General features: G+C 50.1%; 11 protein-coding genes. 7 read left to right on the top strand and 4 right to left on the bottom strand.

Annotated features, from left to right (window positions below):
• The 3 genes from ACN4EG_RS24975 to ACN4EG_RS24965 form a co-directional block, all read right to left on the bottom strand.
• A partial coding sequence (locus tag ACN4EG_RS24975) for a right-handed parallel beta-helix repeat-containing protein (RefSeq protein ID WP_431633003.1) occupies positions 1-1,678 on the bottom strand: 1,678 nt, incomplete at its 3' end.
• Positions 1,675-5,337 (bottom strand): hypothetical protein, encoded by a 3,663-nt coding sequence (locus tag ACN4EG_RS24970; RefSeq protein WP_431633002.1) that lies wholly within the window; start codon positions 5,335-5,337, stop codon positions 1,675-1,677. The genes ACN4EG_RS24970 and ACN4EG_RS24975, both read right to left, overlap by 4 nt.
• Positions 5,337-6,326 carry a DUF11 domain-containing protein gene (locus tag ACN4EG_RS24965; RefSeq protein WP_431633001.1) on the bottom strand — a complete coding sequence of 330 codons (990 nt, stop codon included), beginning with the start codon at positions 6,324-6,326 and terminating at the stop codon, positions 5,337-5,339. Before ACN4EG_RS24965 ends, ACN4EG_RS24970 begins: the two co-directional genes overlap by 1 nt.
• Before the next feature lie 1,140 nt (positions 6,327-7,466).
• On the opposite strand from ACN4EG_RS24965, the gene ACN4EG_RS24960 reads away from it, so the two are divergent.
• From ACN4EG_RS24960 to ACN4EG_RS24930, 7 genes are all read left to right on the top strand, one after another.
• A complete protein-coding gene (locus ACN4EG_RS24960) occupies positions 7,467-9,977 on the top strand; it encodes an ATP-binding protein (protein WP_431633000.1) in 2,511 nt (836 codons plus the stop codon).
• A gap of 301 nt (positions 9,978-10,278) precedes the next feature.
• Positions 10,279-10,422, top strand: a complete 144-nt coding sequence (locus ACN4EG_RS24955) for a high light inducible protein (protein ID WP_190570244.1) — start codon at positions 10,279-10,281, stop codon at positions 10,420-10,422.
• Between the two features lie 431 nt (positions 10,423-10,853).
• Positions 10,854-11,246 carry a VOC family protein gene (locus tag ACN4EG_RS24950; protein WP_431632999.1) on the top strand — a complete coding sequence of 131 codons (393 nt, stop codon included), beginning with the start codon at positions 10,854-10,856 and terminating at the stop codon, positions 11,244-11,246.
• A gap of 91 nt (positions 11,247-11,337) precedes the next feature.
• Complete coding sequence (locus ACN4EG_RS24945; RefSeq protein ID WP_431632998.1) at positions 11,338-12,696, top strand: recombinase family protein; 1,359 nt, start codon at positions 11,338-11,340, stop codon at positions 12,694-12,696.
• A gap of 149 nt (positions 12,697-12,845) precedes the next feature.
• Complete coding sequence (locus ACN4EG_RS24940) at positions 12,846-13,235, top strand: type II toxin-antitoxin system RelE/ParE family toxin (RefSeq protein WP_431632997.1); 390 nt, start codon at positions 12,846-12,848, stop codon at positions 13,233-13,235.
• Positions 13,228-13,557, top strand: a complete 330-nt coding sequence (locus tag ACN4EG_RS24935) for a helix-turn-helix domain-containing protein (RefSeq protein ID WP_431632996.1) — start codon at positions 13,228-13,230, stop codon at positions 13,555-13,557. The genes ACN4EG_RS24940 and ACN4EG_RS24935 overlap by 8 nt, the downstream gene beginning before the upstream one ends.
• 117 nt (positions 13,558-13,674) lie before the next feature.
• On the top strand, positions 13,675-13,848 hold the full coding sequence (locus ACN4EG_RS24930; protein ID WP_431632995.1) for a hypothetical protein: 174 nt from the start codon (positions 13,675-13,677) through the stop codon (positions 13,846-13,848).
• 118 nt (positions 13,849-13,966) lie between these two features.
• Here ACN4EG_RS24930 and ACN4EG_RS24925 read toward each other — a convergent pair whose 3' ends face one another.
• Positions 13,967-14,449 carry a hypothetical protein gene (locus ACN4EG_RS24925; RefSeq protein WP_431632994.1) on the bottom strand — a complete coding sequence of 161 codons (483 nt, stop codon included), beginning with the start codon at positions 14,447-14,449 and terminating at the stop codon, positions 13,967-13,969.
• Positions 14,450-14,611 lie beyond the last annotated feature (162 nt).

The raw sequence follows: 14,611 nt of genomic DNA, 5'->3' as shown, positions 1-14,611 counted from the left end.
GTTGTACAGGGGGTGGCGTGGGTGGGGCTGGGGGTGAAACGCAAACGGGTGGGGTCGCCGGAGTGGGATTATCGGGGATGGCTTGGCCGATCGTCGCGTTAATTGCTGGTTCCGAGGTGCCGTACTGGGGATGGTGGGCGATCGCGCTAATGCGATCGCCGTTTTTCAAACCACTTTTCACCGTGGCGTAGAATTTACCGTTTTTGATTTCGGTAATGGTTAACAGCGATTCTCCCAATGCACCTGCGTTGGTGGGTTTGTCGTTGACCCGATAGAGTTCGATCGTGGAACCCTCATCCGCTGTGCCGGACAGGATTACCCCATCGCCTTGCAGGGGAATTTGTCGTTGATCAAATTGCGGGGCATTAATCGCTCCATTGCCCGTATCGCGGCGACGGTTGGGACTGTTGCGATCGGGATTTAAGCCATCGCCCCGTTGGTAATCGGAGACATCGGTGTTGTTCTGGGTATTGAGATCGATACTCAATCCTTCCAGATCACTGAACTGATTGTGTTCGATTCGATTTCCCATGCTGGGCGGTGCTGCGGCGACGACAACGCCCGCAGCGGTTTGATGCTGGATTGTATTTTTGGTAATCCGATGACCCTTGCCCATCAGGTAAACCGCAGCACGACGTAGGCGACGACCATTATAAATAATCGAATTTTCGTAAATGTTAATTGATCCGTCGGGCTTGAATAAATAAATACCGCTGCCATCGTTGCCACAAATGTGGTTACCTGTAATGTCGGTACGATCGACTTTGCCTTCTAAACGGATAGCGTCGGGCATTCCAGCGATGCCATTGCCAGTAATCACGTTTTGGGTAATTAATGTATTTTCTGCCTTGACTCCAGTAATAATGGCACTGCCATCATGATTGGCAATCCAGTTATTACGAATCGTTGTCCCGATGCTGTTGAAGACAGATACGCCAAAGGCCGAGGTCCGATCGGGCATGGATTGATCCGGACGAATCCCGAGCCAGTTGTTTTCAATCAAGATATTTTTCGGTGGAATATCCCGATCGTAAAAGGGTGCGTTGCTGGCGGGGGGCTGCTGGTTGCTCGTGTCCGGGGGCGGGGCTAGGTGAGCGATGAAAATATCCGCTGGCGGTGTGCTGGCAGTTTCCCCATGGCTGGAGGTGAAGCCGTAGAGACTCAGGCCACGAATTGTCACGTTATCGCTGGTGATCGTCAGGCCGCGCAAAATTTCGACTCCGGCGGCTGGGGTAATTTCCACGATCGGTTGGCGCAGGTTGGCATTTTGGGCCAGAACGGCCCGATCGCCTGCGTAGCCCGCTTGGGTTGTCCCGTCGATCGTCAGGGAACGCTTAATCTCCGGCAGAGCTTGCTGTAATGTGATTACGGTTTGTCCCGGCGGAAGCTGAAAGCCGATCGTGACCAGCGGCGGTTGGCCGGAGGGGCTAGCGGGTAGCCGAATAAGTTGCTGTTCCGCTGGGCTGAGTTTCTCCGGGGCAAGATCGCCGTTGGCAAAGCTGATGGCCTCCCGCAGGGTGAGTTGCCCATCGGGGGCGATCGTGTCGTCTGCGCTATTGACCGTTAAGACCGCTGCGTCGATCGGATTGGCCATAGCTGCCGGGGGCTGAAGGCCCGTTTGTGCAAGCTGACCGAAGAATCCCAATAAACTGATAATCCCGAAAAATTGAATTTTCATCGTGCACCCTCCGCCAGCAGTTTTTCCATGCGAGTCAACCCATTAAAGTGCTTGAGAACTAAAGCTTTGGGTTTGGTTTGAGTCGATTGAGAAGATAGGTCTGTGGATTGCTCCGGGGCTGCTTGGGAAAGCGGTTGGGAGAATGGCACGATCGAGGGACTAAAGGACGCTTCCGAGACGCTCAAGGGCGAGTTGGGCTGTTGGGTCACCACCGATTCCTGCTGTTGTTTCGGCGCAATGCGTTGGCGACCGAAGCCGAATAGCTCGTTCAATTTGACAGACAGCGCAACGTAGGGGCCACCCCGCGATCGTGAACCATCAAAATCAATGTCGTCGGTGCGTCCAAAGCTATAGCCTGCGGCCACCCGCAGATTGGGCGTGATGTAGTACCCCGCTTCCAGAAGGAAGCCCAACTCATCACTACTGGTTTGGGTTTGGTGAATCCAGCGCACCTCGCCGACCAGATCCCAGTTGTAGCCCAGTTTGTAGCCTGCCCGGAATTGCGTCAGCGTGGTGGTATTTTTGCCGACGAGATCCCGTGCTAGGTAGGACGTGGTCGATCGCAGGGCGAATTTGCTGTAGAACTCCCAACGGTAACTGGGGGCGTAGATCAACTCCACGGCTCCCAAATGCACCTTCGAGCCTGATCCCACCCCAAAGAGTAAGGTGCTGGGGCTAATGTCCGGATTTTCGCGATATTCGTAGCGCAGCAGGGCATTAAAGCGATCGTCGTTGGGATCGCGATAGGCCAGTCCCAATTTGAGATTTTTCGTATCCCCCAGGCCAGAAATCGTTTGGTTGGCATAGTTGGCCTGCTGGAAGCGACCCAGTACGGTGAGGGTCGGGGAAACCTTGCCGACGGCAGCGGCGGAAATCACCATATTGTTGCCTTCGGTGGAGTTGCGCTTCTCGAAGCGGGCGCTGGCCTTGAAATCCGGGTTGTCGGTATATTCAAAGCCGATGCTGTAGCTATCCCCGGAGGTGAGTCCGAGGGCGGCGGCGTTCTGACCGACGGCGTAGGGTTGGGTGTACTGTTGCCCGGTGCCCGTGTAGGTGAAGATGTCGCCAAAGATCCGCTCATAGGCCAGATTCATCCGCAATCCCGGTGACAGCTTGAACTGGTGCTGCAAGCCGATCGCCCCTTGGCTTGACCAGCCGTTGATACCATTCAGCACGGAATAACGTCCGGTCAGGGTGGTATCTTCGCTGATCTTCTGATCGACCAAGGTTTCAAAGGTGGTCAGGGAGTTACGGGCAAAGTCTCCGCCGGAGAGGAATTGCTGGGCTACCCGCATGGTCACGCCGGGGAAGGCTTTCCAATCGAGGCCCACGGTGGTGCGATCGGGATAGAGGGGATCGCGCTGTCCACCGAGGCTCAGTTCGTTCTGAACTCGAAACAGCAACGTGTCGGTGATGGGGTAAGTAAACCGGGAAACCAGTTGATTACTATCCTCCGTCAGGCGATTGGCGATGCGATCCTCGCGGGTGCGATTGACCCAATCGAGACTGAGGGACGCGGTGCCAAATTTTTGGGCCACGCCTGCACTAATCGTTGTCAGGGAATTATCCACCGGGCTACCGGGGGGCGCTTGTACTCCGGGTTCAAACAGTGACTCGAAGGTCGTGCGCACCTGGGTGGCAATGCCATAGTTAATTTCCCGATCGACCCGTGCTTGGAACTGGGTTGAGTCGCTAACTTTGGCGGCAAATTCTGCTCCGTAGCGGGTTTGTCCCGGTGCAAAGCTAAAGGTGGCATTGTTGGCAAAGCCTTCGTCTACGGATTTGTAGTAGGCGCGGGCGGCGACATCCGGCGAAAACTGCGCGATCGCTTCTACCCGGTAGGCGCTGCCGCTGACATAGCCAAAGGGGGAGTTATTGTTCGATCGGGCAAACTCGGCAATGATACGACTGTGTTTGCTGAAGGCAATTTGGGCATCGGCTCCATAGAGTTCAAAGTCCTGTCCGCCCAGATCTTCCCGCAGGTAGGAGGTTGCTAACCAGCTTTCCTGCCCCAAGCCCCGTGCCAGATTATATTGCAAACGACCTGCGTAGAGCTTGGTGTCATTGTCGCCGCCGTCGTACTGATAGGTCACGACAATCCGCCGTACCAATGTTTGGCCAAATAGATCCGCCTCCGTTTGTAAAACGGGTTTGCGGAAGATTAAGGCACCGCGATCGTAATCAATTTCGTAATCGCGATTGCGGGATAAATTCAGCCGTTTAACAACAGTGCCGGGACGATTTAATTCCTCGGTTTCAATGAAAATGTTTTCACTACCCGCTAAAACTAAACGACGGGATAGGAAATAATAGCCACTGGTGCCGTTCGGGGCGATCGTATCCCGCTGGAAGCCCTGCAAGTTATTGCCATACATCAGTGTGGCTTGCAGATCACCCAGGTTGTAGTTACCCTTGAAGCCGTGCAGCGATCGTTGGGTGGCGGTGAACAGTTGGGAGGGGCGAGAAAACTCTTCGGTTTTGTAGTCCCCCCACATGAAGTAGTCTGAACCCGCGTCCGGCACTGGAGAGGTGCGTTCAAACTTGAGGAACACACTGTCGATCGATGGCGTGAGGAAATCGACCGTAGAGCTATCACCATAGACGGGATAGACCTGATCGCAAAACTGATCGGCTCGGAATAAGCTGGTTGTTCCTGAACAGGTTTCGTTTAAGTTGCGCTGACTGTTGTAGGCTCCGGTGAAAAGCCAATCGCCCACTGTTCCGATCGCGAAGATCGCCGCATTGGCTTCCACGCTAGTTCCAGTCAGATCATCCCGCAGAAAATCGCGGAAGCTGCCGTAGTAGTTGGTTCCCGCTGCACCGATGTGCAGGTTGAGGGTTCCAGAGACGAGGGCAGGCCGCAGGTTAGTGATGAACTCCACCGCCGTGTAGACTTCCACAGGTGTGGACGGCGGTAGGGAAAATTTTGCTGCTGGGATTTTTGCGTTTTGCTGGGGTTGGATCACCCGGTCTAGCCCTGCGCGGATCCGTACCTTCTGGGGGATGAGGTTGGCCTGCAAATCGACGGTGAACTCGCCATTGTGGGCCATGACCTGGAACCCGGCTAGATCGGTATCGTAGTCAGCTCCGATGAACTTCCCGGCGGTGGTGGTCAGCGTCACGAGGGCATCTTGGCTGATGGGATTGCCATTAGCGTCCAGAATGCGGCCCGTTAAGCTAACCCGCGATCGGCCATCGGCGGGAATCCGTGAATCACTGCTGGGTTTCAGTTCGATCTGGCTGGGGGGCAGGACGGTGGCGCTGATCGGTGCGATCGGTGAGCTGCTGGGATCCGATGGTGTGGTTGGGGGAGCATCCAGTGGAGAGCTTTGGGCCAGCGTTTCTCCAATTGTGGACTGGAAGGTGGACTGGAAGGTGGACGGGTTGGTTGGAGGCTGTTGTCCGAATGGCAGGGACTGTTCTGCTAGGGCTGGTGGTGCTGGATTGTCGCTGCCTACGGGGGATGCCAGCAGATCGGCTGGGTTAGAACTCCCCCAGGTTGCCCGCGCTGCCTCTAAGGATAAAGGCAAGGTCGTCGTGGTTTCTGAACCAGGGGCGAGGGGCCGATCGTCCGCTGGGGGTTGACCGACGGCGGGTTTGCTAGCAAGGCTAAGTGCGAATATGCCTAGGAGGCTGATCAAAACGGTAGATCCCTTCATTAACGTCCCTCCCCAAAGGTGGGTGTGACCGCAAAATTCATCCGCGCAAGGCCACCGGGGGACAGGTTGACCATCCGGGAAGTGCTGTTGTTTTCAATGCGGTAAAGATTGGGGGCGATCGTATAACCGGGCAAACTGGTTAAATCCAGGGTGCCGACGTGGGTGCCTGCCAGGACTTGGCTGAGCGAGAAGAGGCCGTTGCTATCGGTGGTGACGCGGTTGCCGTCTTCCATGAACAGGACGGCATTGGGGACACCCGGTTCTCCCGGTTGTTGCTGACCGTCAAAGTTTTTATCCACAAAGACCCGACCGACGATCGTCCCGCAGTCCGATAAAATGCCACGCCGAATTTGCAGTTGGTGGCTGGCGGTGTTGCTGACGTAGCGACCCAAGAAATCGCTGCCTTCCGAGACGGCGAGGTTGCGACCATTGCCCCGAATGGCATCGGGGGTGACCAAGGCACCATAGACCAGCGATAGTGTTTGTTGCTGAGGAACGAGCGTTCCAGGATAGCGAAAGGTGACTACGCGACCGTTAACGGTTGTAGTGACATTCTCCAATGGCGTGAGGGGGCCGTTAGTATTACTGATGCCTGCCCGAACGGTATTGGGTAAAAATTGCAAACCTTGGGGTAATGTATCGGTGATTGTAATGTTATTCGCATTTGCTGAGCCCGTATTGCGGATTAACAAGCGATAAATTACGGTATCGCCGGGTTCTGCCGCCACCCGATCGCCAGCTTTGATAATTTCTAAAGCGGGACGATTAACAATGGAAACGATCGCAGGAACTTGAGTTGGGTTGGAAGTGACACCCACTGGTGTGGGGTTATTCAGGGTTGTGCGAAAGTTGGCCGTAGCAGTGTTGTTAACGGTAATGGGAACATCCGCCGCTTGGCTGGGAAATCCCACAGTTCCGCCCAATAGGCTGATCAAACTTCCCAAACAATACAAACACCCTTTACCCAACGCATGGGTTGGAAAATTCATCGAAGATCACCCAAATAAAATGGTATAAACGCCCTGATTTAAATGGTCTAAAGTGATACACCCAAAGTTAAGCAAAATTGAATAGGACTTAAAGTTGATTAATCCGTCTATTTAGCAACAAGATTTTCAACTTTTGTAATCAATTTTTCTAGAATGAATCATAATGGCTAACTCGATGCAATGACTAGCAAATGATTAATCAATGACTGGATATAGATTCAATGGCTCCTTCAAGGGCTCTAAGAGTCTAATGGGGGACAGTTTAACGCTGTGATCTGTTTAACGCTGTGATCTAATGGGGGAATTTTGTTGGGACATTTTGTGGAACCCGTGCTGATTATTCACGATCAGCAACCTTAAGCCGATGAACTAGAGGTCATGAACTTAAGCAGTGCTATTGTCAAATGGAATTGCCAAATGCCATTGTCAAATGAAATTGATCAATGCAATTGACTGAGTAGAATGACACCAATCAAAACCTTAGCTATCTGGTTAGCTATCTGGGTAAGGGATGGCCCTATGTCCAGTTCAGTCAAAGTGATCTTCTTAAAGTTGAACTCAGCACAGTGAAACTCACTATAAAATTGCAAGCCTCAACTGGCTTCGATCGTTCAATTGCGATCGCTAAATAATGACTATCCTCCCTTGATTGATGGATATAGTTACCTGTCTATTTTTCAAGATTACTGGATAATACGGATTTAGCACGATCTTCATAGAATTTTCTTGCAAAATTTTACGGATCACTTAATCGTTGGAATTTCTAAGTTAGCCTTCTACCGAACGATAGATGATGCTTCTAAAAGCTTCGCTGAGCTAATTTAGGTTGATTTCTCAATGCGGGGAACTGTCCTGAAAGAAGAGTCTAGCCTGGGGAAACGGCAAAAATTGGGAATCCGTAAGCCGATTGTCAAGGCCATAACAATGGTTAAATCATTTCCCCTCTATCTCTGCATCCATCTAGAAGATGAATCAAGCTACGATGATTCAAGAAATATTGCAGGTCACTCTCTGAGTCTTATTTCCAAAGCGGATCTCTCTGGATCACCAAAGGCTAGAATGGTGTCATACGGCAACATTCGTAGATGTAATTTCCATTGGTGCTATCTTGTGATTCTATCTTGGTAAAGTCTCTTCTCTATGGCGCAGCTGTCTCCCACCACGGCTTACTATCTACGGAAACTGTTACGCCAAAATTTGAATCGGCTGCGATCGATCGTGCGTCACGGAGCAGCGCTGGAGGCTGATCCCCTAGGGGATTTGAACCAAGTTTTGGAAAGTCTCTACCTAGAGCCAGAGGAAATTAACCAAACGATCCAAGAGTTAGAGCGCTTGACCCTTTCCCACCAAGCCCTTGCAGATCGTCCAGGGGACTATGCTCTGGATCTTCAAACCTTAGAAACGCAAATTTTTTGGCTCTTAGGCTACAAATTTCAATCCGCTCTGAACCAGGGGCGAATCTTAGTGGTGACGGCTGACCCAGACTCCGTTCGCTCTTTGGCGCAAGCCTTAGTCCGGAAAGAATATAGCGTTGACATTACCAGCCAGAGTCTGGCCCAGGTGATCACGATCGTCCAAACCCAACAGCCCTGCTTGATTCTTTCGGATATGACCCTGCTGGAGGGGCGAGGGGATCAGCTCTGCAAACGCTTGAGGGATCTGGACAATGGCCGCGACATTCCTGTGATCGTGATGGGTGAGCCCCACAATCTCTCGGAAAAGCTAAGGGCGTTTGAGAGTGGCGCGGTGGATTATCTTGCCCAGCCCATTCAGCAGGAAGAAGTCCTTGCCCGGATTGCCTACCACCTGAAAGTCAGCAATCGGATTCGAAGGCTAACTGCCGAAACTCGACATTGTCACCAAGCATTACAACAGTCTCAGGAAGAAGAAAACACCTATCGCGCCCTGTTTGAACAATCTGTAGATGGGATGTTTCAGTCTTCGTTGGAGGGCTGCTACCTGCGGGTGAATTTGGCCATGGCCAGGTTGTATGGCTATGACTCGCCGGAGGAGTTACTGGAAACGGTGACTAGTATTCAAGATCAGCTCTATGTGCAGGCCGATCGTCGCAAAGAGTTAATGGCTTACATGAGTGTCCATGACACTGTGACGGAGTTTGAATCACAAGTCTACTGCAAGAATGGCCGCCGGATCTGGATTTCAGAGGATATTCGGGCAGTGCGGGATGAAGCGGGGCAGTTGCTATTTTATGAAGGTATCGTGCGGGATATTGACGATCGCAAACGGCTTGATCAACGGTTAGCACTTCAGCATCAAATGGCCCAAATGCTGGCGACCAATCCCACGCAACAGCAGGCCAATCAGGCTCTACTCAGCGCAATCTCGGACTGTTTGGACTGGCCTTTGGGTGAACTTTGGATGGTGAATGCGGATGATCATCAGATCCACTGCGTAGATACTTGGCAACAATCGTCGGAACGGGAAGTCGCGTTTCTAGCCCAAGCTCAGGCTTTGTGTCTACCCAGGGGGGAGGGGTTTCCGGGAGGGGTGCTGGAGCGCGGGGAGCCCATTTGGGTTGCGGATGTAACGCAATTGTTAACGCTGCAACGGGGGGAGTTAGCCCGACAGATGGGCATTCAAAGTGCTGTGGGCTTCCCCATTTTCCGAGGTTATCAAGCCTTAGGTGTGGTGGTGTTTTATGCGCAGTCGCTGGTCGAATTGGAGGCCAATCTGATGCAGACGATCGTCACGATTGTGCAGCAGTTTGGTCAATTTCTTGAACACAAGCAAGCAGAAATGGCGCTCCGGCGATCGGAAATTCAACTGCGGCAAAAAACGCAACAACTAGAAACGACCCTCCGTCATCTGCAACAAACCCAGATCAAAATGATTCAGCAGGAAAAGATGTCTAGCCTAGGGCAGTTGGTGGCGGGAATCTCCCATGAACTGAATAATCCCATCAGTTTTATCTACAGCAATTTGGTTTACGCCGAAGACTATATTCAGGATTTGATTTCCGTTGTCAAAATCTATCGATCGTATTACCCAGAATCTATTCCAGCGCTTGCAGAAGCTGATGCCTTAGATATTGATTTTCTGTTGCAGGATTTTCCTAAACTACTCAATTCGATTCAAACGGGATCGCAGCGGATTCGCAACATTGTGTCTGCCTTGCGGAGTTTTGCCCGGTTAGATGAAGTGGGCGAGAAGCCGACCCAACTCAATCAGGCATTGGACAATATTGTGATGCTCCTGGGGTCGCGCTTGGCAGAAACGGCCCAGCGTCCGGTGATTCAAGTGCAGCAGCTGTATGATCCTGCTTTGCCTGTCGTGACTTGTGATCCGGGACAGATTAATCAGGTATTCATGATTTTGATTCTCAACGCGATCGAAGCGATCGATCGTTACTGGCTAGAAACACCACCGAATCGGAATCCGATGATGCGACTCCAGACGGTTCGGCTGGAAGAAATCATCCAAATTCGTATTGCGGACAATGGGCCTGGGATTCCGCCGGAACTCTACCCCCGCATTTTTAATCCCTTTTTTACGACAAAACCTGTGGGGCACGGAACTGGGATGGGGTTACCGATCGCCTACCAAATCGTGGAACAGCACCGAGGGAAGTTGGAATTTCAAAGCCAATGGGAACAGGGAACCGAATTCACCGTGACGCTACCAATTTCGTGATACTAAACCATTTATAGAACCCATTTGAGATTGTTGCCGGAATCCCTTCTGGGAGCACATTTCAAGGTATATCCTCAAATCATGCTAAAAGCCTTGGGAAGTCAAGGTTATCACCATAGATTTCAAACAGGCTCTATAGGAGGTAGGTTTGATGGCGCGTTAGACCAGAAGTATTGAGAAAATACAGGGGCATCCATTGTCATGGCTCCATGCAGACTGCCAAAAACGATTTGTTGTCAATCTCTGTTACAAATGTTAATATAAGCGTACAAACTCAATCCACGACTGGAGGATTTGGGACATGCAGAAACAAGAATCAAAAATGGGTTTCACCGACTTTGCTGAGACTTGGAATGGTCGTTTAGCGATGCTGGGTCTGGCGATCGGGTTTGCCACTGAGCTGTTGACTGGCCGGGGTATCTTGGCTCAATTGGGCTTGATGTAAGATTGTGCCTGTTGTTTCAGCGCCAATTTTGAAAGCCTTGGGTTGAAATTAAATAAAATCCTACGTGATCTAACTAGCCTGGAGCGCATTGCTTCAGGTTTTTTGTTGGAGTGTGATAGTTTTTGGTTGGGGTTTGCTAGAGGATTGACGGGTCAATTGCTTTAATAGCAGAGGCTGTCCATAAAAAACTCAAACGCCATCAAACTAAAACCCCGTCAAATTGCGGCTGGCTTTGAAAAGAAGCGGCAATTCGATCGGGGCGGGAGACGCAGTTAGGAGGTATCTTTAGTTCTACCCTAGCGAAAAAATCGCTAAGTTCGGTGATTTTTAATAAGTTCTTAAGGGCTGGAGTCATTGATTGTTATGTGCGGGCTGGATTGAACCATCCAGGATGCGTGATGATGGGAAGAGGTTGGCATTGGTGAGCAACTATGCTGAAAATCACACAGTTTTTGCATGCCGCGATCGTGGTGCAAGATTTAACAAGATCGGAACACTTTTATGGCACGGTGTTGGGATTGCCCAAGGTGGAGCGCAATTTGAAATTTCCCGGCGTTTGGTATGAGATTGCGGGAATTCAAATTCATTTAATGCAAGCGAGGGCTGAGGGGTCAGTGCCGCAAATTCCGGGTCGATCGACACCCTTAGCTGAGAAATGGGGCCGCAATCCACATTTGGCCTTTGCGGTGATAGATTTAGAAGCGATTAAAGTTACTCTCGATCGTGCGGGGTATGTCTATCAAATGAGTTCATCGGGGCGGCCTGCACTATTTGTTCAAGATCCTGATGGCCATGTGATTGAGTTAGGTGAAGTTCAGAATTAAGACTGAATGCTTGCAAATTTGATTGGAGAAAGTGGAGCTGGAAAATAGGAACTTGTGTGTTGGGTGAAAAGGTTGCAAAAGGCGGCGATCGATGCGGATTTTGGCGTATCTCTATAGTCATCCTTTGTTGGAGTCCAGTCCTGATCCGGCGTTGTGGGGTTGGGAGGTCGATCGGGTCTATCAGGATTTTGCTGTGGAGGGAAATCCTCGATCGCAATTGCAACAATTAATCCGTGATTGTCAAACACAACCCGCAGATTATTTACTGTTACGACGCTTAGAGGAATTAGGGGATTCAGTTCAGACGATTGGCGATCGCTTGGCGGAATTAAAGCAGTTATCGATTCGGGTGGTGACGATCGATCCGATCGATGCTGCTAGAGATAGCTCGGATAATAATTCTGATGTGATTGCTGATGGTCACATTCGATCGGATGTTTTAAAACTCATTCAAGCACTGCAACGGAATCAACGGAGTCAACGAATCCAGCAAGGCCATGCCCGGAACCGGATTAAGGCCATTCCGCCCCCTGGCCGATCGCCCTATGGGTATCGCCGTAGCCGCAATCGCTATGTGGTCGATCGCACGACGGCTCCAGTGGTGAAAGAGTTTTTTGAGCAATTTTTACTCTTTGGGTCTCTACGGGGGGCGGTGCGCCACATTGCCAAGAAGTATGGCAAAAAGATTTCGCCGTCCACAGGACAGCGCTGGTTGACCAATCCGGTTTATCGTGGGGATTTGGAATTTAAGGGTGGGGAGGTGGTGGCGGATACCCACGAGGCCATTATGTCGCGGGAGGAGGCGGCTCAGATCGATCGCCTGCTGCGACGCAATCGACGGTTGCCTAGTCGGACGGCCAGTGCACCACGATCGTTGGCGGGGTTGGTGCAGTGCCAGGGGTGCCAGTCGCCGATGACGGTGACGCGGGTGGTGCCGCCGAAGGTGACGCGGAAAAATGTGAAGGATGCGAAGGAGTATCTCTACCTGCGACCTACGGCTTGTCCGTTACAACCGAAATGTAAGGCGATCGCCTATGAAAAAATTCTGCAACAGGCGATCGAACGAATTTGTGAAGACTTGCCCCGTGCGGTGGCGGAGTTGAAATTGCCGGATTTAGATCAGATACAACGGGGAATGAATGCGGCGATCGTAGGGAAGCAGAAGATTATTGAACAGTTGCCGGATTTGATTGTCAGTGGGGTGTTGGATGCGGAAACGGCGCAATTGCGGGAATACAAGTTACGCACGGAAATGTCTGCGTTGCAAAGTCGTCTATCCCAGTTGCCCCCGGTCAATTTACCCGCGATCGCGCAAACGGTGTCGATTCCGCAGTTTTGGTTGGATTTATCAGAATCAGAGCGGCGGTTTTATTTTCGTGAATTCTTACGATCGATCGAACTCGTACGAGACGGAAAAAACTGGTCAATTAAACTGATTTTTATTTTTTAGTTCTACTGTCGCATTTAGCCTAGTAACGGTGTGGGTGAATGACAAAGTTATGGAATGGCAGATAAACTTGAAATCTTAAAGCTCGCCTTGTGCGGGGTGAGAATGATCTAGCTTGACAGAATGATGCCAGGATTGGCATGATCGAGACTATGAATTCGTCTCTGAAACCTGTTGAATGGATTGCCAGTGCACTTGACGACTTGCAAAAGTTGCCTGAGCTTGTTCAACAAGCTGTTGGATATGCACTGTATCGAGCACAATGTGGAGAGAAACATCCTCATGCTAAGCCGCTAAAGGGCTTTAAGGGGGCTGCGGTTCTGGAAATTGTGCAAGACTTTGATGGAGATACCTATCGGGCTGTGTATACAGTGAGATTTGAGGAAGTTGTCTACGTCCTACATGTGTTTCAGAAAAAGTCTAAGCGTGGGATTGAAACGCCTAAGCAAGATCTTGCACTGATTGAGGTACGCCTAAAACGAGCGAAAGAGCATTACGAGCAATATTACAAGAATCGCCCAAAGGAGGATAATGATGAGTGAGGAAATTAAGATTCAATCTAGTAGTGGGAATGTGTTCGCAGATTTGGGACTGGCTAATTCTGATGAATTGTTGATGAAAGCAGAATTAGTTCGACAAATCAGTCATTTAATTGAGGCTAAGAAACTAACTCAAACTGAGGCTGTAAAGCTGCTTGGGATTGATTCGTCTAATTTTTCTGCGCTTCTTGATGGTAGACTTTCTGCTTTTTCAACAGAACGACTGTTTAGATTCCTGAATGAGCTGGGAAGTGATGTCGAGATTCGGGTGATTCCTAAGTCTCAGCCAGAGTTTAAAGCTCAGACGAGAGTGATTGGTGCTTGATCTAGAAAGCTTGGTTGACTAACAACCCCCTGATTGACTGACACAAGGTGTTGAAAGTAAGAAGAAAGGCTGACCCAGATTGAGTTTCAAGTAATTCAAAAAGAAAGGGTGTAGGCTATGGTTGAATATAAAACATCGTTAGTCTCAGAGCCTATGATGGTGCGATCGCTACGCCCCAATCAACAACTTTATTCCCGTGATTTTACCTTCGATCGAACTCGTACAAGACGGAAAAAACTGGGTAATTCAGCTAGTATTTATTTTTTAATGAACTGTAATGATAACGATTAAAAATGGAATTCTAGAATTAGTCATATTTATTATCACTGATACAATATCTTGACCATCTCAAACATGGAGTCAAGTTCAATCCCTAAGGATTGAACTTGATCTGAAAGTCAAATGGTCTTTAACAGAGAACTTCTGTTTTTGCTCCTGCCTTTTCTAGGGCGAAATTGAATTTGCTAGCGTATTCCTCAATGAGTTCAGCTTTATCTGTTCCGTTAATAATTCTCCTGGCGTTGTAGAAATCGACTTTCTGTCCTTGTTCTGGATTGCCAATATGATGTTTGAGAGCCTGTCCTGTAAATGCCCCTATAAACATGCCGTAGAACATAATGATGGCTGCATAATTAGGGTTTTTAGCAGCCTCTGGGTTCTCTGTAAGATCTGGGGCTTCTGGGTAAAAGCTCCTCACAACCGCCGTCATTTTTTCGTAGTTAGCCCGTCCAGTTAATTGAACGTAACCGCGTCCATGAAACTTAGCCCCATCACCTTTACAGGTGTTCCCTAGATCCAAGCGACCTTCATATTTTCTAAAGTATTCATCATCTCCATATTCCGAGATTGGTTGCATTGTTTGTGCTGTCTCGTGATATGTGGTAGCTAGCATGTATGCTAACCATCCAAGACTGCGAATATCCCAATTAACTTTAAATTCTCCTAGTTCTAATCAAGTTTGTGTTTGTTAGGTTTCGCCGTTCCACGGCCATTGCAGGAAGAAGCAATCAGGAAGTTGCGTAACCAGTTATCGTGATAGCGAAAGCCATTGAGG

It is taken from the genome of Alkalinema pantanalense CENA528, from assembly GCF_050753345.1.
GTDB lineage: Bacteria > Cyanobacteriota > Cyanobacteriia > Leptolyngbyales > Leptolyngbyaceae > Alkalinema > Alkalinema pantanalense.
The sequence above is the reverse complement of the archived record's forward strand: the minus strand, read 5'-3'. Positions and strand labels throughout refer to the sequence as shown.